The 21,611-nt window shown below is 47.0% G+C and carries 19 protein-coding genes and 1 pseudogene; all 20 read right to left on the bottom strand.

The features are described 5' to 3' along the window. Window position 1: 1 nt before the first annotated feature. Window positions 2-1,087, bottom strand: a complete 1,086-nt coding sequence (locus GKG43_RS18760; RefSeq protein ID WP_050642057.1) for an ABC transporter permease — start codon at window positions 1,085-1,087, stop codon at window positions 2-4. Then, window positions 1,077-2,609 (bottom strand): ABC transporter ATP-binding protein, encoded by a 1,533-nt coding sequence (locus tag GKG43_RS18755; RefSeq protein WP_050642058.1) that lies wholly within the window; start codon window positions 2,607-2,609, stop codon window positions 1,077-1,079. The genes GKG43_RS18760 and GKG43_RS18755 overlap by 11 nt, the downstream gene beginning before the upstream one ends. 87 nt (window positions 2,610-2,696) lie before the next feature. Continuing rightward, complete coding sequence (locus GKG43_RS18750) at window positions 2,697-3,533, bottom strand: nucleoside phosphorylase (protein WP_129879647.1); 837 nt, start codon at window positions 3,531-3,533, stop codon at window positions 2,697-2,699. 116 nt (window positions 3,534-3,649) lie between these two features. After that, on the bottom strand, window positions 3,650-4,741 hold the full coding sequence (locus tag GKG43_RS18745) for a BMP family ABC transporter substrate-binding protein (protein WP_242843891.1): 1,092 nt from the start codon (window positions 4,739-4,741) through the stop codon (window positions 3,650-3,652). A 25-nt stretch (window positions 4,742-4,766) separates the two neighbouring features. Beyond that, window positions 4,767-6,092, bottom strand: a complete 1,326-nt coding sequence (locus GKG43_RS18740; protein ID WP_129879645.1) for an amidohydrolase family protein — start codon at window positions 6,090-6,092, stop codon at window positions 4,767-4,769. Between the two features lie 9 nt (window positions 6,093-6,101). Then, complete coding sequence (locus GKG43_RS18735; protein WP_050642061.1) at window positions 6,102-7,271, bottom strand: iron-containing alcohol dehydrogenase; 1,170 nt, start codon at window positions 7,269-7,271, stop codon at window positions 6,102-6,104. Between the two features lie 10 nt (window positions 7,272-7,281). Continuing rightward, entirely contained in the window at window positions 7,282-8,445 is a 1,164-nt protein-coding gene (locus GKG43_RS18730) for a phosphopentomutase (RefSeq protein ID WP_129879643.1), read from the bottom strand. Between the two features lie 9 nt (window positions 8,446-8,454). Continuing rightward, window positions 8,455-8,907: a VOC family protein gene (locus GKG43_RS18725; RefSeq protein WP_129879641.1), complete on the bottom strand. Its 453-nt coding sequence runs from the start codon at window positions 8,905-8,907 to the stop codon at window positions 8,455-8,457. Window positions 8,908-8,956: 49 nt separating this feature from the next. Then, entirely contained in the window at window positions 8,957-9,526 is a 570-nt protein-coding gene (locus GKG43_RS18720; RefSeq protein ID WP_129879639.1) for a DUF1097 domain-containing protein, read from the bottom strand. A gap of 139 nt (window positions 9,527-9,665) precedes the next feature. Next, window positions 9,666-10,979, bottom strand: coding sequence for a transaldolase family protein (locus tag GKG43_RS18715; protein ID WP_129879637.1), 1,314 nt, complete (start codon window positions 10,977-10,979; stop codon window positions 9,666-9,668). A gap of 11 nt (window positions 10,980-10,990) precedes the next feature. Beyond that, window positions 10,991-11,680, bottom strand: coding sequence for a deoxyribose-phosphate aldolase (deoC, locus tag GKG43_RS18710; RefSeq protein WP_050642066.1), 690 nt, complete (start codon window positions 11,678-11,680; stop codon window positions 10,991-10,993). A 520-nt stretch (window positions 11,681-12,200) separates the two neighbouring features. Continuing rightward, window positions 12,201-14,162, bottom strand: coding sequence for a lysine--tRNA ligase (gene lysS, locus GKG43_RS18705; protein ID WP_129879635.1), 1,962 nt, complete (start codon window positions 14,160-14,162; stop codon window positions 12,201-12,203). Window positions 14,163-14,256: 94 nt separating this feature from the next. Further along, the gene (greA, locus tag GKG43_RS18700; RefSeq protein WP_055153196.1) at window positions 14,257-14,745 is read right to left on the bottom strand and encodes a transcription elongation factor GreA; all 489 of its coding nucleotides are present in this window, start codon (window positions 14,743-14,745) and stop codon (window positions 14,257-14,259) included. A gap of 147 nt (window positions 14,746-14,892) precedes the next feature. Further along, a complete protein-coding gene (gene dusB / locus GKG43_RS18695; protein WP_129879633.1) occupies window positions 14,893-15,852 on the bottom strand; it encodes a tRNA dihydrouridine synthase DusB in 960 nt (319 codons plus the stop codon). 13 nt (window positions 15,853-15,865) lie between these two features. Beyond that, the gene (locus tag GKG43_RS18690) at window positions 15,866-16,636 is read right to left on the bottom strand and encodes a type III pantothenate kinase (RefSeq protein WP_055153200.1); all 771 of its coding nucleotides are present in this window, start codon (window positions 16,634-16,636) and stop codon (window positions 15,866-15,868) included. After that, window positions 16,620-16,961, bottom strand: coding sequence for a DUF6145 family protein (locus GKG43_RS18685; protein ID WP_129879631.1), 342 nt, complete (start codon window positions 16,959-16,961; stop codon window positions 16,620-16,622). Before GKG43_RS18685 ends, GKG43_RS18690 begins: the two co-directional genes overlap by 17 nt. A 65-nt stretch (window positions 16,962-17,026) precedes the next feature. Then, window positions 17,027-18,007: a biotin--[acetyl-CoA-carboxylase] ligase gene (locus GKG43_RS18680; RefSeq protein ID WP_129879629.1), complete on the bottom strand. Its 981-nt coding sequence runs from the start codon at window positions 18,005-18,007 to the stop codon at window positions 17,027-17,029. Between the two features lie 89 nt (window positions 18,008-18,096). Continuing rightward, a complete protein-coding gene (gene argF, locus GKG43_RS23765) occupies window positions 18,097-19,089 on the bottom strand; it encodes an ornithine carbamoyltransferase (RefSeq protein ID WP_050642764.1) in 993 nt (330 codons plus the stop codon). Window positions 19,090-19,614: 525 nt separating this feature from the next. Beyond that, window positions 19,615-20,190, bottom strand: a pseudogene (locus tag GKG43_RS23760) (patatin-like phospholipase family protein); the annotation flags it as partial. Window positions 20,191-20,421: 231 nt separating this feature from the next. Beyond that, the gene (locus GKG43_RS18670) at window positions 20,422-21,324 is read right to left on the bottom strand and encodes a MerR family transcriptional regulator (RefSeq protein WP_055153202.1); all 903 of its coding nucleotides are present in this window, start codon (window positions 21,322-21,324) and stop codon (window positions 20,422-20,424) included. Between the last annotated feature and the right edge of the window lie 287 nt (window positions 21,325-21,611).

Below are 21,611 nucleotides of genomic sequence, written 5' to 3'. Positions count from 1 at the left end.
CCTATTTACCTCCTTCACTTGCCGGTGTCTTTTTGGCTGCTTTTTTCTTTAACTTCGGGAGCAGGAACTTCGCACTGATTGTAATAAATATAATTGCCGTTACGATTTCTGTTACCGCTGACGGCACATCTGTGATACGTTCCATATTGATTCCGCCGTTCTTCAGGGCGCCGAAGAAAATACCAGAGAACAGCACGCCGATTGGATTGTTATTTGCCAGCAGTGATACTACGATTCCGTCAAATCCAAAATCAGGGTTAAAGCCCGCCAGAAGCCTGTGCTGTACCGCTGTCACCTCAACCGCTCCGACAATCCCCGCGATAGCTCCGCTCATCGCCATGACCTGAAGGATCGTCTTCTTTGGCTTCATTCCGGCGTATTTCGCCAGGACCGGGTTAGAGCCGACTACCTTAATCTCGTGCCCAAAGGCCGTCCTAAAGAAAATAAATGTTAAAATAATCATAACTATGATTGCTATGTAAAACCCGATATTTGCAGAGGAGGGCTCGAAATACGAAATACGCGGAAGCCATGTATTTTCTTTCAAAATAGCGCTGGCATTGAGATTCGTCCCAGCCTCCGGGTCACGCAATGGGCCCGTTACCAGATATTCTACAAATAATACTGCGATAAAGTTTAAAAGCAGTGTCGATACCACTTCGTTCGTGTTCAGGAACACCTTCATCAGCGCCGGTATCATTGCAAACAACGCTCCTGCCAGCATGGCGGAAAGGAAGATAAGCACCAGCGCCGCCAAATGGTTCATTGATTCCGGGATATTTACTGCTACCGCCGTTGCTGCCGCCGCCCCCATATAGAGCTGCCCGTCCACACCAAGGTTGAAAACCTCTGCCTTGTAAGTTACGCAGATTGCAAGGCCGGAGAGAATCAGGGGTGTCGCCCAGCGGATCGTGCCGGCGATATCCAGGGTCAACCCGTCCATAATTCCGTTTACAATCGCCAGTGGCTCGTAACCGGAAGCTGCCAGGAAGATTGTTGCAAGAATCAGCGCAATAACAATCAGACTGACCTGTTTTCCTACGACGCCCAGTGCGGATAATATTCTGTTGTTTTCTTTATTTTTCATCGTCATCACCGCCTTGTCTCTTTGCGCCTGTCATATAGACTGCAATGGTACGCTCATCTGCTTCTCCACGTTTGAATTCTGCCATAATCTCTCCTTCGTACATTACCAGGATCCGGTCCGACAGAGAAAGTATCTCGTCTAATTCCGCGCTGACCAGCAGCACGCCCCGGTTAGAGTCCCGCACTTCTATGATTTTATGATGGATTGATTCGATGGCTCCGATATCCACCCCGCGGGTAGGCTGTGCCGCAATCAGCAGATCCGGGTCTGCCTCCATCTCACGCGCAAAGATCACCTTCTGCATATTTCCACCGGAAAGCGTCCCCAGTTTATAATCGGAATCCGGCGTCTTAACGTCAAAGTTTTTGCACAGATCCTCCGACAAATCGTGAAGCTTTTTGTTGTCCAGAATGCCGCCCTTGCAGTATGGCTTCTGATAGTACCTGTTCAGGATCAGATTGTCTCTGATGGTACAGTTGACCGCGCTGCCCATCTTCAGCCGGTCCTCCGGGATATGGGACATGCCGCCTTCTCTACGCTCGCGTACATTCTGCGCCGTTACATCTTTGCCCTCGAAGATAACCTGGCCGCCCGTGGGCTTTAGCATGCCTGAGACAACCTCGATCAGTTCTGTCTGCCCATTGCCTTCTACGCCTGCAATACCCACAACCTCGCCCCTGGATACATGGAAGCTGATCCCATTCAGTGCCGGAAGCCCTCTCTGGTTCAAGGCACTTACGTCCCTGACTTCCAGTACCTCTTCTCCTGGCTGGTACGCCTGCCGTTCAATCTCCAGGTTTACTTTTCTTCCGACCATCATATCGGAAAGCCCCTCCGTATTCGCCTCAGAGGTATCCAGAGTTCCTGTTACAAGGCCTTTTCTCATAACTACAATTTTGTCGGTGATTGCCATGACCTCGCGGAGCTTGTGTGTAATAAAGATGATCGCACAGCCTTTTGACTTCAAAAGCCTAAGCACCTCCAGAAGCTTGTCTGTCTCCGTGGGCGTCAATACGGCTGTCGGTTCATCCAGAATCAGGATTCTGGCTTCTCTGTACAGCGCCTTAATAATCTCCACTCTCTGCTTTTCTCCGACAGACAGCTGGTATATCTTTTCGTCCAGATTTACAGGGAGATCGTAGGTATCCATTATCTTTTGGATCTTTTCCTTTGCTTCTTTTGTATCAATCAACCCATTTTTAGTTGGTGTCTTTCCTAAAATAATATTCTGTAAAACACTTAAATTGGGCATCAGCATGAAATGCTGATGTACCATTCCAATCCCCAGTTTAATTGCCATATTCGGAGACTGGATTCGGACTTCCTTCCCTGACAGCCTGATTACGCCAAGGTCCGGCTCCATCATCCCATACAGCATATTCATCATCGTCGATTTGCCGGCGCCATTCTCGCCGATCAGTCCAAGTATCTCCCCCTCATTCACGCTTAAGGATACATTATCATTCGCCACAACGCCGGGGAAGAATTTCGATATATTCAACATTTCAACCGCTACTGCCATATTATCCTTCCTTTTCTGGCAACAGGCCAGGCAGACCTGAACTGTTACCTTTTCTGCTCATCCACCATAGATTTGGTCTTTTCGTATCTATACCTGATTTTTCTTCACGCTCAGTTTTACTTCGCCTGTTTCATCCCACTCTTTGAGTATTTTCATCGCTTCGGCCGCTGCCAGACATGCCTTCTCTTCTCCGCCATTGTCGCCCCAGCGGTCCAGCACCCTGTTGGAAATTACGGAAAGAACCGCTCCCATCCTCATTTCGTGCAGATAACCTACCACGAACTGTCCGGAGGTCTCCATCTCGATGTTCGTCACACCGGCAGTCTGCAGATCCGGGATAATCTTTTCTGCAAAGGAAGGCCAGTATCCGCTTCCATCCTCATTCAGGGGACGTCCCTGTCCGATGTAGAAAGAGCCGACCGTGTAATCAAGGCCCAGTCCGTAACGGAATCCCAGACGCTCGCATGCCTCCATAAGGGCCATGACCACATAGGTATTTGCAAACGCCGGAAATTCGGGCTCTACATAAGTGGCAGAGGTTCCGTCTTTTCTGACACAGGCAACCGGGATGATCAGATCTCCCAGATCGAACTGCGGTACAATACATCCCGTCGTCCCCACACGGATGCAGGTGTGCACGCCCAGTGTGTTCAGCTCGTGAAGGCAGATCTCGGAACTTGGCCCGCCGATGCCTGTGGAAGTGCACGCCATATCCATCCCTTTATATTTTCCCGTAACTGTTTTATATTCCCGATAGGATGCGACTTCCTTCACATCCACCCAATTTTTCGCAATTTTTAAAGTTCTTTCCGGAGCGCCCGGCAGAATCACGTACGGCGGGACATCCCCTGGTTTGAGCTGTAGATGATATACCCCTTCGTTCTCTGCCTTTGGTGCGGATGCTTTGTTCATGTTTTCTTCCATAATGATTGACTCTCCTTTAACAATGCTTCGTTTATCTGTTTTATTATCTTACAGAAGCCGCCCTGTTTAAGCTGCCTGTAACTGCAGCTTAAGGGGCAGCCTCTGCCGATTTCGTTTTATTCTGCTGAAGATTTAATTTTTTCCCAATTCGGCACGTCAGTATTGAATGGAATTTCTAAGGAGCCGTCCTTAATCTGTTCTTCCAGTTTCTGTGCCTCTTCAATCGCTGCTTTCATTACATCTTTATACTCGTCGTTACTGTCTGCGAATCTGTTGAATGAATCCCAATCCATAAAGTATCCGCCGTTTGTCAGGTCACGGATTCCGTGCTCTCCGCCAGGATATTCTCCATTCTCCAGCATTTCAATTGCTTTGTATACGGTGTCTCCAAATCCAATGCCTTCAATGCCATAGAACCCATCGTATGTATCATAGTAATCGCTGATCTCACCTGCACACAGGATGCCTGCTTCTTTACATGCCTCAACTACGCCTGCATTCGAAGCGCCTGAGTCTGTCTGGATGACATCGCAGCCTTTTGAGATCATTGCGCTCGTTACTTCTTTTGCCTTCGCCGGATCTTCATAGCTTCCTACATAAGAAAATTCAACAGTGGCATCCGGATTGGCCGCCTTTACACCCATCATAAAACCATTGCCTTCCGCATTTGGCGTCGGCTCCTCTGCGCCTACAACAAAGCCTACGTGATTCGCTTTTGTCAGTTTTCCGGCAATATATCCGCCAAGGTAGAAAGCGCCTTCGCCGTGAAATTCCGTATCCCATACATTTTCATACTTTTCACTGCCGTCATTGATGGTCTGGAAGATTGCCGCATACTTGGTATCCGGATATTCCTTTGAAACAAGCTTTGTTGCGTCTGTCATGTAGCCGTATGTAGTTACGATCAAGTCATAACCTGCCTTGGACATTGCACGCACGTCTTCTTCGAATTTGGAAGCCTCCGCAGACTCCAGCTTTTTAATCTCAACTCCAAAGTCCTCTGCCGCCTGATCCGCGCCTTTTGCGAGGTCATCCATGGAGGCTTTGTCGCCGAACTTCTGGTTTACAACAAGCGCAACCTTTAACTGCTTCGTTCCCCCATCATCTTTCCCGTCTGAGGCCGCAGGTTCGTTTTTCTTTCCGCATCCTGCCACAAGTCCAATCACCATCACTGCTGCCAGCATAACTGCCAATACTCGTTTTTTCATAATATGTTCCTTCCTTTTCTTTTTTCTATGAAGAAAGTGCCCTTCCTACTTTTTCCGAAGTCTTCTGCACTTTTTCCATGACATCCTTTACGTCTATTGTCTGCAATACCCCATCCGCTACTACATGCCTTCCGTCCACAAAAACATCCGTTACGTCACGGCCTGTTGCATTATAGATAAGAGCGGACGTTACCGTCTCCATTTCCCCCAGAAGCATCGGCTGCATATGGGGAGCTCTAGTCTCGATTAGAATAAAATCTGCCTTCTTCCCTGCTTCGATGGTTCCATAGTCGTTTTCCAGTCCAAAGCATTTTGCCCCGTTGATTGTCGCCATATCCAGAATATCCGTCTTCTTCAGACTGCGGATTCCTTTGTGGATCGTATGGAGCAGGGACATCCCTTTCATTTCCCGGAAAATATCGTTAGAGTTGTTCCACATTGCCCCGTCTGTACCCAGGCATACGGTAACGCCCCACCTGACCATCTCCGGAATTGGCGCGATGCCGTCCTGAATCTTCATCTCGCACAGCGGCGTATTCACTACCTTTGTATCCGTCTGTGCAAGCTGTATTACCTCGTCTTCGGAAGCGTAGACGACGTGGGAGCCGATTACGCCCGGATTCAGCAGCCGGTTCTGATGCAGATATGCAATCGCCGTCCCATGGTACTTCTCTTTTACAATCTCCTGCCGCCATGTGTTCTCCGCTAAATGGCAGGTAAGCAATATCTTGTGCCGGTCTGCGATCGCCTGAATCCTTTTCAGCCTCTCCGTATCATAGTCTTCTTCCGAAATCCCACCCAGTACAGGAACAAAATCATTCTCTTTGCACACTCTGATAAACTCTGTAAGAAATTGTTCTGATATAAGCTCATCCGGTTTCTGAAAATCTACCCGGACATCCTCCGCCAGAGCTCCTCTGATACCAACCTCCTTCATCGCACGGACAGAATCTTCTTTAAGCCCCCAGTACATATTTTCCATGATAAATGTGGTACCGGAAAGCAGCGCCTCACAGTAGGTGAGCTGCCGGGAATAGAACCTGTCCTCGTCGTCAATCAGGGTATAAAACCACCCGGTATCAGCAAACTTATGGTTTTGCTCCAGCAAAGTCATATCATCCCCCAGCCCTCGCGCCAGTGTCATGTCCCCGTGGCAGTGCCCGTTGACAAGTCCGGGCATCAGGATCTTTCCATCGGCATCCAGCCAGACCTCACAGTCTTCCTTTTTTAGTTTTCCTTCCATAACGGCCGCAATCCTGTCCCCGGACACGCCTACCGAACCGATAAACGGCCGGTACCGGTTTTGCGCCGAGACAATAACTGCCCCGCTGATACCTATTTCATACTTCATATACCCACCCTACTGTGCCATTCTGTAAATTGCTTCCACATCATCGGCATTCAGAACCTTCAGCCCACCGATATTGCCGAACCTGCATGCATCTTCTGCCATCTTCCGGAACTTCTCATCGCTTTCGACTCCGATTTCCTTTAATGTCACGGGAGCGCCCATGGATTGGAAAAATTCCTTCAATCTGCGGATTCCCTCCAAAGCGGTCTTCTCCTGGTCATAAAAATCTATCTCAACGTCAAACACGCGGTTCGCAAACTGTACGAATCTCGGAAGGTTTTCTTTGTATACGTACGTCGCCCAACATGGAAATAACACGGATAGGGTCGAACCATGTACCGCATTATACTGCGCGCTCAGCTGTGCGCCGATCGTATGCGTCGCCCAGTCCTGATTCCTTCCGGCTGCAAGAAGCCCGTTGTGTGCTACAATAGCCGTCCACATGAACTCTGCCCTGGCATTGTAATCATCCAGGTTCTCCATCAGCGCTCTGGCATTGACCAGAATTGCCTTCATAACACCTTCACACATATAGTCTGTCAGATGCACATCCACAGAGCTTGAAAAATACCGCTCCAGTACATGGGAAAACATATCGATAATGCCAAATACGGTCTGTCTTTTCGGTATCGTCAGCGTCAGATCGGGATTCATTAAGGTGAATGAAGGCCTTAAAAAATCTGCCATGACATCCGCGCTCTCGCCTGTTTCCGGATTATTCAGCACGCTTCCATTGCTGCCTTCGCTTCCTGTCGCCGGAAGTGTCATGACTGTGCCTACCGGAAGCGCCTCAGCCGGAACGGCCTTCTTGCTGTAAAAATCCCACACATCGCCGTCATACTTTGCCCCCAGGGCAACTGCCTTAGCCGTGTCAATGACGCTGCCGCCCCCAACTGCCAATACGCAGCCGATCTGATGCTCCTTACAAAGCGCTGCGCCCTCCCGGACCAGCCCGACCTTCGGATTCGGTTCTACCCCTGGCAGCTCATAATACGTAACCTGCGCCGCCTCCAGAGCCTTAATAATCCTTGCGTGGAGCCCGGACTTATACATATAACCGTCCCCGTAATGAACAAATAACACTTTATCAGATATCTTCTTAACTTCCTGCCCGCAAAGCTGATCTGCATCCTTGTCCAGGATAAACTTCGTGGGTGACATAAATTCAAAACTATCCATATTTCCTACCTTACCTTTCTATCTCCTTCAGAAAAGAGGTACCCGCCTGAAATTCATAGCCAAAATATTCTGCAACGGTCGCCGCAATGTCTGAAAAGGTACTCCTGGTTCCTATATCGATTCCTGCTTTCAGCCGCTTCCCGTATAAGACAATCGGAATATACTCCCTTGTATGATCTGTTCCCGGCGTTGTCGGGTCACATCCATGATCCGCCGTGATCAGGAGAATATCATCTTCCTTCAAAAGGCTGACCATCTCAGGTACAAAGGTATCAAAATACTCCAGCGCCTCAGCATATCCCTGCGGATTATTGCGGTGTCCGTAAAGCATGTCAAAATCAACCAGATTCACAAATAAAAGCCCGTCAAATCCTGTCTTCAGATAAGACAGGGCAGCCTGTATACCTTCTCTGTTGTTCTTCGTGTGATTGATCTCCGTCAGGCCTCGCCTGTTGAAAATATCTTCAATCTTCCCGACGCCGATCACGTCTTTCCCCTTCTCACTCAGGAGGTCCAAAACTGTATACCCCGGCGGGTCTACGGAAAAGTCTTTGCGGTTTTCCGTGCGGTAATAATTACCGCTTTCGCCGGTAAACGGCCTGCAGATCACACGGCTTACCGTGTCATCCCCTGTGAGGAGCTTCCTGGCAATCCGGCAGATCTCATACTGTCTCTCTAAAGGGATGATACTCTCATGCATCGCAATCTGCATCAGGCTGTCAGCCGATAGATATACGATCGGATACCCGGTCTTTACATGCTCATCTCCCAGCACTTTGATGATCTCGGTACCGGACGCCGGATAATTCCCAATCACCTTCGTCCCAATCCGCCGCTCCAGCTCCTCTATAATCCGCGGCGGAAAAGATTCCCCAAATACTTTGAACGGCGTCTTCACGGTCAGCCCGGCAATCTCGAAATGTCCATTCGTTGTATCCTTTGCCTTTCCCAACTCTGCTGCTTTTCCGAAGCACCCTTTGGGAGCCCTGATCCCCGTAAGTCCTGTTCCCTCGATATTATACAACCCAAGCTGCTTTAAATTCGGGATATTCAGCCCTTCTCTGTACTCGTCCACATGCTTCAGCGTATTGGTTCCTGTATCTCCGAACTCTGCCGCATCCGGAAGCTCTCCGACCCCTACGCTGTCCAGCACGATAATTGTAAAACCTGGCATGGCTTCCTCCTATTCTGTCGCTTCATCCAGAAGACCCGGGCCATTGCCTTCTTCCCAGGCAAACACTTCCCATACATTTCCTTCAAAATCCTGAAAATAAGCCGCTCTGGAGCCAAAACCATAGGTGGTCGGTTCCTTGATGCAGTTTACCCCGTTGCCAATCAATTCTTCTGCTATATCGTCTACGTCCTGCAGAGCGGGAACCTTCACAGCCATCATAAAATGATGTCCGTCCCCATCGATATAGGTATGGTCCACCACTTCGCACAGCCCCTTTTTATCCCAGAGCGTAACCGCCGTCCCATGGAATTCAAATTCCGCATAATTGGCATGCTCAGGGTCCGGCTGAAGTCTCTTTACTTTGAACCCGAACTTTTCTGTGTAGAATTTAAGCGCTCCCTGAAAATCTTTTACAAATAAGCAGATATCATTTAACTTTGTCAGCATTTCTAACTTACTCATGTGCCTGATACACCTCCATCCATGTAGCAGTTCAGACATGCCTGAACTGTTACGCATCTATTCCTTTCTTACCCGGTATCTGTCCGGAATCAGGAACAGATACGCTGAAAATCTTGCCTTCCAGCCATTTCCGAAACACGATGCTCGTCCAGCCGGACAGCAGCCCTAATATACAGTATAGAAGTACAATCCCTGCGGACTGCCACATTTTGATACCTTCAACATAGCTGTTAACTCCGAAAAAGGCGCCCGCCCCGACAAAGAATACGGCAACATTACTGATACACCACGGGGCAAATTCAAAATACATCATAAAGGGAACCACAATCAACGCCACCAGCGGTACCGTCAAAAGCTTCAGATCCGGTAAAACGGCCGACATCCCAATCATAATCACTGCAAACAGAATCCCCAGGACATACCCGCAGAATCCCTTTACGGCGCCCTTCACACTGCTTCCCAGCAGAAAGTAAAGCGCCCAGCCCTGAAACGCGATAAACACAAATCCACTGTGGCCGCCAGATACAAGATGCGTACCGATCACCTGGTCCACCAGCTGAAGCAGAAAAGACTGGATTCCCACAAAAATCGCAAATATTAGATACTGGCTTTTCTTCATTTCTCCTCCTGCCCGCTTTTTAACGCAATCCTGTCCAGTGCCTCCCGGCGCAGACAGCGGGTGCTATAAATTGGCGTATTTACGCCGGGAGATCCAAAAAAGAGGCGCCCGAGTCTGCCCCTGGTGCCCCTTCAATAAACTACTTCTCACCATTCGCAGCGTTCATGAATCTTCTCTGATATGTAATAATTTGCGGTGCCGATGTATTCTGTGCTAAGTAACTTGGTTCTGTCGTAATTACAATCCTGTCCGTCATATCCTTGAACTCATCTTCTGTCATCAGTTTGTCAAGCTCCGGATACATTCTGGAACCTTCAATACTGCAGATGATCAGCCTGGTGTCCTCCAGATTAGAATTCCGAAGCATCCGTAAGTTATGCCTTACGCCGTCCATGCCGTCGAATCCCTCGTGTTCGTTGATCTTTCTATATTCAACTGTCTCTCTTGCCATCTTTTCAACCAGACGCAGATCCGCATCCTGGTCATTCTTGGAGAGGAAGTCCCATTCGATCATAAAGCTGCGCAGCGCCTGCAAAAATCTGTCATCGTATGTGGTCTGGTATGCATTCAGAAGTCCATTAATATAGGTTGTAACACCAAAGCGCTGGCGCACAAAGCTATTGATAAAATATGGTTTTGCCTGCAGCGCCATACCCGTCTGCCACGGCTCAAACATCAACGTGTAGTTTACCCTGAATCCATGCTCCTTCATCTTCAGCGCAAGGTTGTGGCCGTAAAGATAGTCCTTCGTAGCCGCCTGATTCCAGCGTGTGGAAAGCTTCTTGTCTCCCACAAGCAGTTCGTTTACATTCCCTGCATTTACCGGTCCTGTATGAGGTATTTTAAGAACCATCCGATAATCCGAGAACATCTCTCTGAATTCCTCTGCCTCCTCAAGTATCTGTTCAAAATCGGCAAATGGATTATTCACCTCAACACTGATATCGCATCCTGGTCCGAGAATATTAGCAATCTCACTCATAACCTCGTTCCTGGTCTTAAACTTATGCCCCACATTTGCCTGCGGATTATTGATGAACAGGTCATAGATAATCCCCGGATTGCAGGTCAGGTTCCCAATGAGGTGTTTGATCGGCTCGACTTCATATGGATTGGCTGTATCTGCCGAATAGATGAACTTGGTCGGTCTTCTTAGTCCATTTTTATCATACGATATATTTCTGACCAAATCTATCTCCAATATCTGGTTCTCTTTCATATTATATTCAATCTTGAATCCCGCCGGCGTCTCGCCTTCCGGAACCTTGAACAAGTCGATGACATCCCTGAATCTGTCGCTTACACCGATATAACGTATTCTTTTCAACAGGAATTCATATTCCTCAAGACTGATATTCTGATGGAGTGCTCTTCTAACATAGCCTTCATCATTTGATACGATCTGAATCTCTCCTCCCACAAGAGAGGCTAAACTGTAATTCACTGTCTGCATAACACCCTCCACTATTTCAATTCTTCCAGATATTTGCTGTATTCCTCGACAAGCTTGCCTGCGCTTCTTGTTCCTACCAGGCTGACACCCATATGTTCAAACATGTGAAGGACTGCCGGCATGGTAAATGTTCTCGGCACTCCGGAAACTTTAATCTTCGTATCTCCGGAAAGATTCTCTTTCATGATCTTAACCTGATCCAAAGTCGGGAATGCCTGTGATCCGGTAGCTGTCTTTACATATGTAACACCGCACTCACAGCAGATCTTCGTCAGCTCTGCTATCTCTTCATCAGTCAAGAATCCAACTTCGAAGATCAGCTTTGTATCACAGCCCTCGCCGCAGATCCTTACAAACTCGCTGATCTCATGGCGTACAAGCTCATAGTTTTTATCTTTTACAGCTCCGATGTTCACTACCATATCGCAGGCAGTACATCCAAGCTTTACCATCTCTTCTAATTCAAATAATTTTGCCTTCGTGCACATCGCGCCATACGGAAAACCAATGACAGCGCTTGGTCCAACATCGCTTCCCTTTAACTCTTCCACAACAAGTTCTCCCCAGCAGGAGTTCACGTTCACCGCATTTACATGATACTTCTTAGCAATATTACATGCTTCGATGATATCTTCCTTCTGTAAATTCGGCGCCAGATATGCTAAGTCTAAATGCTTTGCAAATTCGTTCACTGTCAACATTGTAAATCCTCCTAATAATCCACTTTTCCTTGCTATTATATTGATGCGCATTTTCAATATACTGTTCGTTACAATGTTAATATAACACCCTTATTTTGTTTTGTCAATAACATTTGTTAGTTTTATTTCACTTATTGTTCACTTTCACGCAATATAAATGAGTATACTTTAACATTTATTTAAACAATTTGTTCATTATATAACATTTCATGCCATTTTTACACTTTCCGTTAAAGTCCCGAATACTTTTGCATAATCTATAACACAGCTATAGTGTCATTTACGGAATCCCATATAATAAATCTGTTCATTAACCGGCTTAATGCGGTTTACCACATATGTGAAAAAAAGCACTCCTTAGATTAACTCTAAGAAGTGCTTTCATATATTTTTGCTCCACCTTCACCTTTTCGCCTGAAATTCGTTATGCTTTATAACAATGCATCATACTTTATATAATTACTGGCAAATGAATAATAATACCAGGATTTTCAGCTTTTTCCAAGCGGAAAATTAGCTCTTAATACAGCTTCGCTCCTGCCGGAATTCTATCATCCACCATCAGAAGGTTCAGTCCTTCATGACCATCTTCCTCGTGTACTGCTGAGATTAACATTCCGCAGGAATCAATTCCCATCATGGGTCTTGGCGGCAGGTTTGTGATTGCGATACAAGTCTTACCTACCAGGTCTTCCGGCTCATAATATTCGTGAATTCCGCTTAAAATCACGCGTTCTTTGTCTGTACCGTCATCCAAAACGAACTTCAGAAGCTTCTTGCTCTTCGGTACAGCTTCACAGGATATTACCTTTACAGCTCTGTAATCAGACTTTGCAAATGTATCAAAATCAACAAATTCTTCAAACAGCGGCTCAATTCTTACATTAGAAAAATCAATTTTTTCAGCCTTTTTTTCCTCTGGCTTGTCCTCTTCCTTCCCTGCCTTTTCCACCTTCTTAGAAGCATCGCTTCCGCCCAGTGTCTTCATGGTCGGGAACAGCAGTACATCACGTATAGCCGCCGAATCCGTCAGCAGCATACACATCCTGTCGATCCCGAATCCAATCCCTCCTGTAGGAGGCATCCCGATCTCCAGCGCATTGAGAAAGTCTTCATCTGTCGTATTGGCTTCCTCATCCCCCTGTGCCAGCAGTTCTTCCTGCGCTTTGAATCTTTCCCTCTGATCAATCGGATCATTCAGCTCAGAGTATGCGTTTGCCATCTCCCAGCCATTCATGAAGAATTCGAATCTTTCTACATAGTCCGGATTCTCCGGTTTCTTCTTTGTAAGCGGTGAGATCTCAATCGGGTGATCCATAACAAATGTGGGCTGCACCAGATGTTCCTCAACAAATTCCTCAAAGAACAGGCTCAGGATATCACCCTTTTTGTGCCTGTCTTCAAATTCTATGCCCTTTTCTTTCGCAAGTGCTTTTGCTTCTTCTGTTGTTTTAATCTCATTAAAATCGATGCCCGCATATTTTTTAACGGCATCAATCATCGTGATTCTCTCGAACGGCTTGCCGAGATCCATCTCAACACCATTATAAACGATTGTTGTTGTGCCCAGGACTTCCTGTGCCACATGACGATAGAGATTCTCTGTCAGATCCATCATGCCATGATAATCTGTATAAGCCTGGTACAGCTCCATCAGCGTAAATTCCGGATTGTGTCTTGTATCAAGACCCTCGTTGCGGAAGACTCGTCCAATTTCATAAACACGTTCCATACCGCCTACGATCAGCCTCTTTAAGTACAGTTCAAGAGAGATGCGGAGCTTGAAATCCTCATCCAGTGCATTGAAATGTGTCTCGAAAGGCCTTGCCGCAGCGCCTCCCGCATTGCTCACAAGCATCGGCGTTTCCACTTCCATGAAGCCTTCTGTATCCAGGTATCTTCTGATGGAACTCAGGATTTTTGAACGTTTGATAAATGTATCTTTTACTTCCGGATTCATGATCAGGTCTACGTATCTCTGACGGTAACGGATGTCCGTATTTGTCAGGCCGTGGAACTTCTCCGGCAGTATCTGCAGGCTCTTGGAAAGCAGTTTGACAGAAGCGGCATGGATCGAGATCTCTCCTGTCTTTGTCCGGAACACTTCACCCACGATTCCCACTACATCGCCTACATCCATCTTTTTAAATTCTTTATACGCATCCTCGCCTACGCTGTCTCTTGCTACATATGACTGGATGTTGCCCTTGAGATCCTGGACATTGCAGAAGGAAGCTTTTCCCATGACGCGCTTGGACATCATGCGGCCTGCGATTGATACGGTTTTGCCCTCCAGCTCCTCGTATTGATCTTTGATCTCCTGGCTGTGGTGTGTCTGGTCATATTTCGTGGTTACAAACGGGTCTTTGCCGTTTTCCTGCAGCTCAGCCAGCTTCTCACGGCGGACCTTCCTCAGCTGATTCAGGTCTGGCTCCTGTGCATTGTTCTGCTGTGCGTTCTTGTTATTTTTCTGTTCGGACACTGTTTTCTCTCCTTCCTTATATATGCGAATTCAGACCTCTTGTAGGTAAGAGGTCTGTCATTTCATTGGTTTATTACATTATTTCAATCCTCAGTTATCTCGTTGACCGGCTGATATCAAGTACCTTATACTGAATCTGCCCGGCCTGTGTCTCTACCTCGACTAAGTCTCCCGCTTTCTTGCCCATCAATGCCTGCCCTACCGGAGATTCATTGGATATCTTTCCTTCCAGACTGTTTGCTTCTGTTGAACCAACAATTTTGAATTCCATTTCCTCATCAAACGTGATATCAAATACTTTTACTTTACATCCTACATTGATTTTGTCGAAGTCTACCTCGTCTTCAACAACGACCTCGGCATTTTTAAGGATGCCCTCCAGCTCTTCGATACGGGCCTCAATATCGCGCTGCTCGTCTTTTGCCGCATCGTACTCTGCATTCTCGGATAAATCCCCCTGCTCTCTCGCTTCCTTAATCTTTGCTGCGACCTCTTTCCGTTTAACGACCTTCAGATTCTCCAGCTCGTCTTCCAGTGCCTTTAGGCCTGCATAAGTAAGTAATCTTTTCTTTGCTTCTGCCATGTTAACTGCTCCTTTTCCTTTCCTTTTCTTTCCTCTTATCGTGTTCTTTCATTTATTAAGCTTTCTTGCTTCTGATCAGCGTTCCTATGCACTGATTCTAATCCTGTTTAAATTTATATTTCACAATTTCAATATTATAACCAATCCCTATAGCGATGTCAAGATATTTTCAAGTTCTTCATACGTCTCTACCTTATTAATGGCATCTCTCAGCCTTGCTGCGCCGTGAAGTCCTTTTACATACCAGGCGACATGCTTGCGCATTTCCCGAATTCCAAGGTACTCGCCTTTGTATTCAAGCTGGAGGGCGGCGTGCCGGAGCATGGTTTTCTTAATCTCCGCAACGGACGGCCTGGGCGGAAGCGTGCCGTTCTGTTCATAGGCTGTGAGCTCGGAAAATATCCAGGGGTTGCCCTGGGCGCCTCTGGCTATCATGACTCCATCACAGCCCGTCTGCTCCCGCATGGCAATGGCCCTTTCCCCCGATGTGACATCTCCATTTCCTATGACCGGAATGGTTACAGCATCCTTTACTTTGCTGATGATTTCCCAGTCCGCCTTTCCGGAATAGTACTGCTCTCTTGTTCTTCCGTGAACTGCGACGGCTGCCGCTCCTGCTTCCTCGATAATTTTCGCAATCTCCACGGCATTCACATGCTGCTCATCAAACCCTTTTCTGATCTTCACGGTTACCGGTTTTTCGATTGCTTTTACCACTGCGCTCACCAGTTCGAATACCAGCTTAGGATTCTTCATCAGTGCGGATCCCTCCCCATTGCGGACTACCTTGGGGACCGGACAGCCCATATTAATATCCAAGATAGCAAATGGACGCTCTTCTATTCTTTTTGCCATCTCACTGACAATTTTGGGATCAGAACCGAACAGCTGCAGAGAGGCGGGCATTTCATCCGGATGGATCTCCAGAAGGCTTTCCGTATTCTTATTGTTATAGAGGATTCCTTTCGCGCTTACCATTTCCATGCAGACAAGGCCGGCTCCCTGCTCTTTGCAGAGCAAGCGAAATGGCAGGTCTGTTACTCCTGCCATGGGTCCTAGTATATAAGAATTCTGTAGCTGTACATTGCCGATTTTCAATTGTTTCATGTCTATTATCTCACTATTTTCTATTTTTATTATAAATCAGACGAAGCCCGTCCAATGTCAGATCCGGCCTGTATGCGTCTATACTCCTGGTTTCCTTCGCAATGATTTTGCCAAGGCCGCCCGTTGCTACTACAGTGGCCTTATCATAGCCGGACTCTTCTTTGATCTTCTCTATAATATACTCAGTCTGACCGATCGCCCCATAGACAAGTCCTGCCTGCATACTGGAGACCGTCTCCTTTGCCAGGATGGACGGCGGCTTTTTGATCTCGATAGCCGGAAGCATGGCAGCTCCGCCCCATAGGGAGCGTCCGGCAGTCTCGATCCCGGGCGCGGTAATCCCCGCTTCAAAAGTCCCCTTCGGCCCGATCAGGTCATAGGTGGTCGCAGTCCCGAAGTCCACAACAATCACCGGCCCGCCGTAGAGCTCATATCCCGCTACTGCGTCCACAATACGATCCGGACCGATCTCCTTGGGATTCTCCGTCACAATCCGGATTCCCGTTTTAATTCCGGCAGAAACAACCAGCGGTTTTACATCCAGATACTTGATGATTCCACTCCCCAATGAGTGCATAATATCCGGTACTACCGAGGCTATAATCACCGCGTCCACATCTGCCGCCTTCACATCCCGGTGCTCCAGTATGCCGCAGATCGTAAAGCCGTATTCATCCGAGGTCCTGGAGCGCTTTGTAGTCATGCGGAAGGTTCCGACCAGTTTATCATGATCGAATACACCTAATGTTATATTTGTATTTCCTACATCAATCGTCAGTAACATCCATATCCTCCCCTAAACAGAATACCTTATAGAACAGTTCCAGCGACTCAAAAAGTTCCGACTTCGTACGCTGGAGTTCCTTGATCTTCAGCACGCTGCCTATCTCATCAAACGTAAAATCATCCTCCCTGTGGTCTACCCGCAGTTCCAGATTTCCCTGCTCGTCGTAAACCACCATCAGCATTCCGCCCACATCCTCTGTGTACAGCACGCACATAATCTGAAGTTCCTGCTGTATGCTTTCCGGGAGTGTCTCGAACTCGGGGTTCAAATAAAACTTCTGCTCGTATGAGCTGGCCCCGCAAAGAACAACTTCCTCTTCCATGATTCGTCCTTTCCTGCAAAGGGGTCTGACCCCTTTGCTTACCATTTTCTGAATATTCTCAAAATTTAGATGTATCCGTACACTCCCCGCACGGATACTTCGCCGGCAAAGATTGCCTCTTCTGTTCCGTCTTTACGGCGTACTAATAATTCGCCTTGTTCGTTTATTCCCAGCGCCACTGCGTTATATTCTTCTTTTCCTCCCAGAATCCGCACTTCTTTGCCGCGGTTAACCAGCAGAGCATTGTATTCTTCACGCATGCTTTCCAGATTCTGGTCTTCGATGAATAAGCCGTAGTATTTCTCAAATTCTTTCATCGTAGATGCTATGATTTCGCTTCGCCTTATCACATGTCCTGTTTCCAGGCGGAGGGATGTTGCCTTATCCCGTATTTTCTCCGGAAGATATTCCATGTTCACATTGATTCCCACACCGATTACTACGTGATTAATAAAGTCAATCTCTGTACTCATTTCCGTCAGAATGCCAACCAGTTTCTTCCCATTCAGGATGATATCATTCGGCCATTTAATCTGAACATTCAAACCGGTGCATTCCTCGAGGCTCCTGGCAACGCTCAAAGCCATTACCAAAGTCAGCATAGGCGCTTTCACCGGCGGAATCTCCGGCCGGAGCAAAATTGACATATACACGCTGCTGCCCGCCGGTGACTCCCATCCTCTGCCGCGGCGCCCTCTTCCGGCGCTCTGCTGGCCGGCCGTGACCAGGGTTCCGTGGGGGGCTCCCTCTTCTCCGAGTTGTTTTGCCCGGATGTTGGTGGAATCCGTTGTATTATAATAGTAGACTTTCTGTCCTGCCCACTCGGTGTCGATCATGCTGGCGAGCTCTTCTCTGGAGATAATATCCGGACTCTCCACAATATGATAGCCGCGGTTTCGAACGGCTTCTACCTGATAGCCCTCTTCTTTCAGCTGATTGATTGCCTTCCAGACAGCGGTCCGGGAAACTCCGAGCTTCTCACACAACTGCTGGCCGGACACATAATCATTACTTTCACGCAGCATTTTTAATATTTCTGCTTTCAAAACTTCACCCCGAATTCAAACGGAGGGCATGGGGTCAGCCCCCTTTGCAAAGGGGTCTGACCCCTTTACCCTCCGTTTTCTGAATATTCTTAAAATTCTCCCAAAGTCGCAACCATAACTGCCTTGATGGTATGCATTCTATTTTCTGCCTCGTCAAATACTTTGGACTGCACGGACTCGAATACTTCATCCGTAACTTCCATATCTGTGATGCCGAACCTTTCTCCCATTTCTTTTCCGATCTTTGTCTTCAGATCGTGGAATGCCGGCAGGCAGTGCAGGAAGATTGCGCCCTCGCCTGCATTTCCCATAATTTCTTTTGTTACTTTATATGGGGAAAGTTCTTTAATACGCTCTTCCCATACTTCGTCAGGCTCACCCATAGATACCCAGACATCTGTGTAGATTACATCCGCATCTTTTGTCCCTTCCATGGCGTCCTCGGTCAGTGTGATTGTTGCTCCTGACTCTGCCGCATATCCTCTGCAGACTTCAACCAGCTCCTGGCTCGGGAAATATTTTGCCGTGGTGCATGCTACAAAGTGCATCCCCATCTTTGCACATGCGATCATCAGGGAGTTGCCCATATTGTATCTTGCATCTCCCATATATACCAGCTTGATTCCTTTTAATTTACCGAAATGCTCCCGGATCGTTAGTAAGTCTGCCAGCATCTGAGTCGGATGGTACTCATTTGTCAGGCCGTTCCATACAGGGACTCCTGCATATTTTGCCAGTTCCTCCACGATCTCCTGGCCGAAACCGCGGTATTCGATGCCGTCATACATTCTTCCCAGCACTCTTGCGGTATCCTCGATGCTCTCCTTTTTCCCGATCTGCGATCCACTGGGATCCAGGTAAGTGGAACCCATTCCCATGTCGTGCGCCGCCACCTCGAATGCACAGCGCGTTCTGGTGCTTGTCTTCTCAAAAATAAGGGCCACATTCTTTCCTTTATAATAATCCACAGGCACCCCGTTTTTCTTCTTCTCTTTCAGATCTGCCGCAAGGTCAAGCAGATAAGTAATCTCTTCCGGGGTAAAATCCTTCAGCGTCAAAAAGTTTCTTCCTTTTAAATTCATTGTGTTATCCCTCCCTATATTCATAAGTACATGTGTAAATCTCGGCAGATGAATCTTGTCGGCAAGCGCTTCATACCGTTCGGCCGTCAGGTTGTATAATTCATCCGTCGTATAGATCTGATACTTGGGAATACGCATCTGCTTCGCGCTCGCCTCCAGCATCGCCATATACAAAGCCTTTACGGTAAATGTCAGCGGCAGCTTCAGCACGAACGCCATTTCCGCTTTTTCTATCTCCGTGATATCCGCCAGCTGTTCCTCAAACCAGCCGTCCTCATGGGTCTGTACTACATAATAAATAAATCCTTCCAGGCCATAAAGCATACGCTTTGCATCAAAATAACCGATTTTCAGATTCTGCCGGCTCCGCTTACTCTCAAAATCTATAATACTGCCCAGTCCAACCCGCGGACCAATCTGATACTTCTCAGCCCCTTCGGGCAGCTTCACTCTGGGCTCTCTGCCGGGCCCGTAAATACGGATCTCAATAATATCAGTATATCCCCGTTTGACCAGGGACTTCAGCGGCACATTATTCACCACGCCGCCGTCAATATATCTCTTCCCATGCAGCTTTTCATTCTTAAATCCCAGCAGGTACGCACTTGCGAGCAGAAAATCTTCCAGCATCCCTTCCGGGATATCATCCAGGCTCAGATCCAGTTCTTTAAAATCCGTCAAAGAAAATGTCAGAAGAAAGAATTCTTTCCCGGAACTGCGGATCTTCTCCTCATCAATCACTTCATGAATCAGCTTCCTCAGCGGAGTTACATCCACACCGCCATCCGACAGCCGCTTCCAGATCTCTGCGATCACTTCCGTAAACTTGTTCTCATGGCTGAACAGACGCTCCATCCAGTCATCATCCACATCCATCACCTTGGAAAATGTCATACCGGTCCATATCTTTTCCGCATTCTCGACATCATCCATGCAAATAAGCGCTCCGTTCAAAGCGCCCACCGATGTACCCGCAACCGCATTCACCTTCACGCCTGCCTCTTTCAACGCCTTCCAGGCCCCGATCTGATAGGCCCCTCTGGCTCCTCCTCCGTCAAGTACAATCCCATATTCCTTCGATAAGTCCAGTAATGGTTCCATATGCTCACCTCGATTTATGTTAGTATACTATATCCCGGACCTAAATTGCAACTTTCTATAAAAAGTTGGCGGAAATCTTTGTTGTGGGAGGGACGCTAAAAAACCGGGAAGCCTGTAGCAGGGCGGGGGGAGCGTATTGATTCGGTTGGTGATCCGTAAAACCTCCAGTAATTAGCTATCGGTATTATGAGAAATTTTGCTTTTTTTATAATATGCTTATAAATGTAAAGACTATCCCTTTTTTGCGTCCCCTATATCATTTTCTTTGATTTCGTTTCTAAAATAGTATTGCAGCGCCTCCCCCATATATCTGGATGCCCCGGCCCCATACCGTTTATCTATCGCTTCTATTAAGGATTCTTTATGGAGGTACCAGTCAATCATCATCTCCCAATAGTGCTCCCCCTGATCTACATCCGGCATGGTCTCCTGCCCCAGCTTTATAATCTCATCTAATATACTCTGCACTTCTTCCGACTTCGGGTCTTTTGTTATATCCTCATATAGTTTTGCATTCAGGGCCTCGTTTTTTTCTATATATCCATTCTTTTTTATCTGCTCCATCTTTTCCATATTCTCAGAAAAGTGCTCCAAGCTGTGCTTCATGGCTGCCGTATATTTTGCAACGCTTCCATACTGTTTGATTGCCATTTCCGCAATCTGGACTTCGTCCGCTTTCATTTTACTTATGAATTTATCGAACTCTTCTACGCTTCCCCAATGCCTGACTACTTCTTCTGTATTTTCCTGCTTAAAATCTTCCAGCATTTGTATATATTCACTTAAATCAAATTCTTCAAAACTCATACATGATTCTCCTTTTTCCAGCTTTTCAAGCAGGCTTAAAAGCTTCGTTAGCCTGTCGCGTTTTACTATCAGCAGTTCTTTCTGCTTTTTAAATGCTTTGAGTTTATCATAATGCGGATCTTCCATGATGGCTTTTATATCCTTCAACGGAAAGTCCAATTCCTTAAAAAACAAAATCTGCTGCAGGGTTTTCAACGCTTCATCGTCATATAGACGATAGCCTGCATCGGTTACTTTTGTTGGTTTGAATACACCTATTTCGTCATAATACTGCAGTGTCCTTACACTGATGCCAGACAAACTGGCAACCTCTTTTACAGTTCTTATCGTAATCAGCTCCTGTCTTACCGCTGTACTATTACATTATTATTCAGCGTTTTTAGTTAAACTGCATAAACGTCAGTACACGGTGTTTATAAGAATATATAGTTTGTTCGTCTGCCGGCTGTGACTGTCTTCTATATTTCTTTTATTTCATAGTACACTATCACGCAGCGTAAGAGTCAATAGTTTTTTCTTTTACCAAATCACCGTTTGTTACTATTCACAGTCGATTAGGGCATGACAAATAGAGCGGGTGTCATTTCCGCTTGATTTTTCATATTTGAATCGAC

This window comes from Eubacterium sp. BIOML-A2 (assembly GCF_009680135.1).
Lineage (GTDB): Bacteria > Bacillota > Clostridia > Lachnospirales > Lachnospiraceae > Faecalicatena > Faecalicatena contortus_B.
Note: the sequence above shows the minus strand (reverse complement) of the source record. Positions and strands in the feature narration are given on the sequence as shown.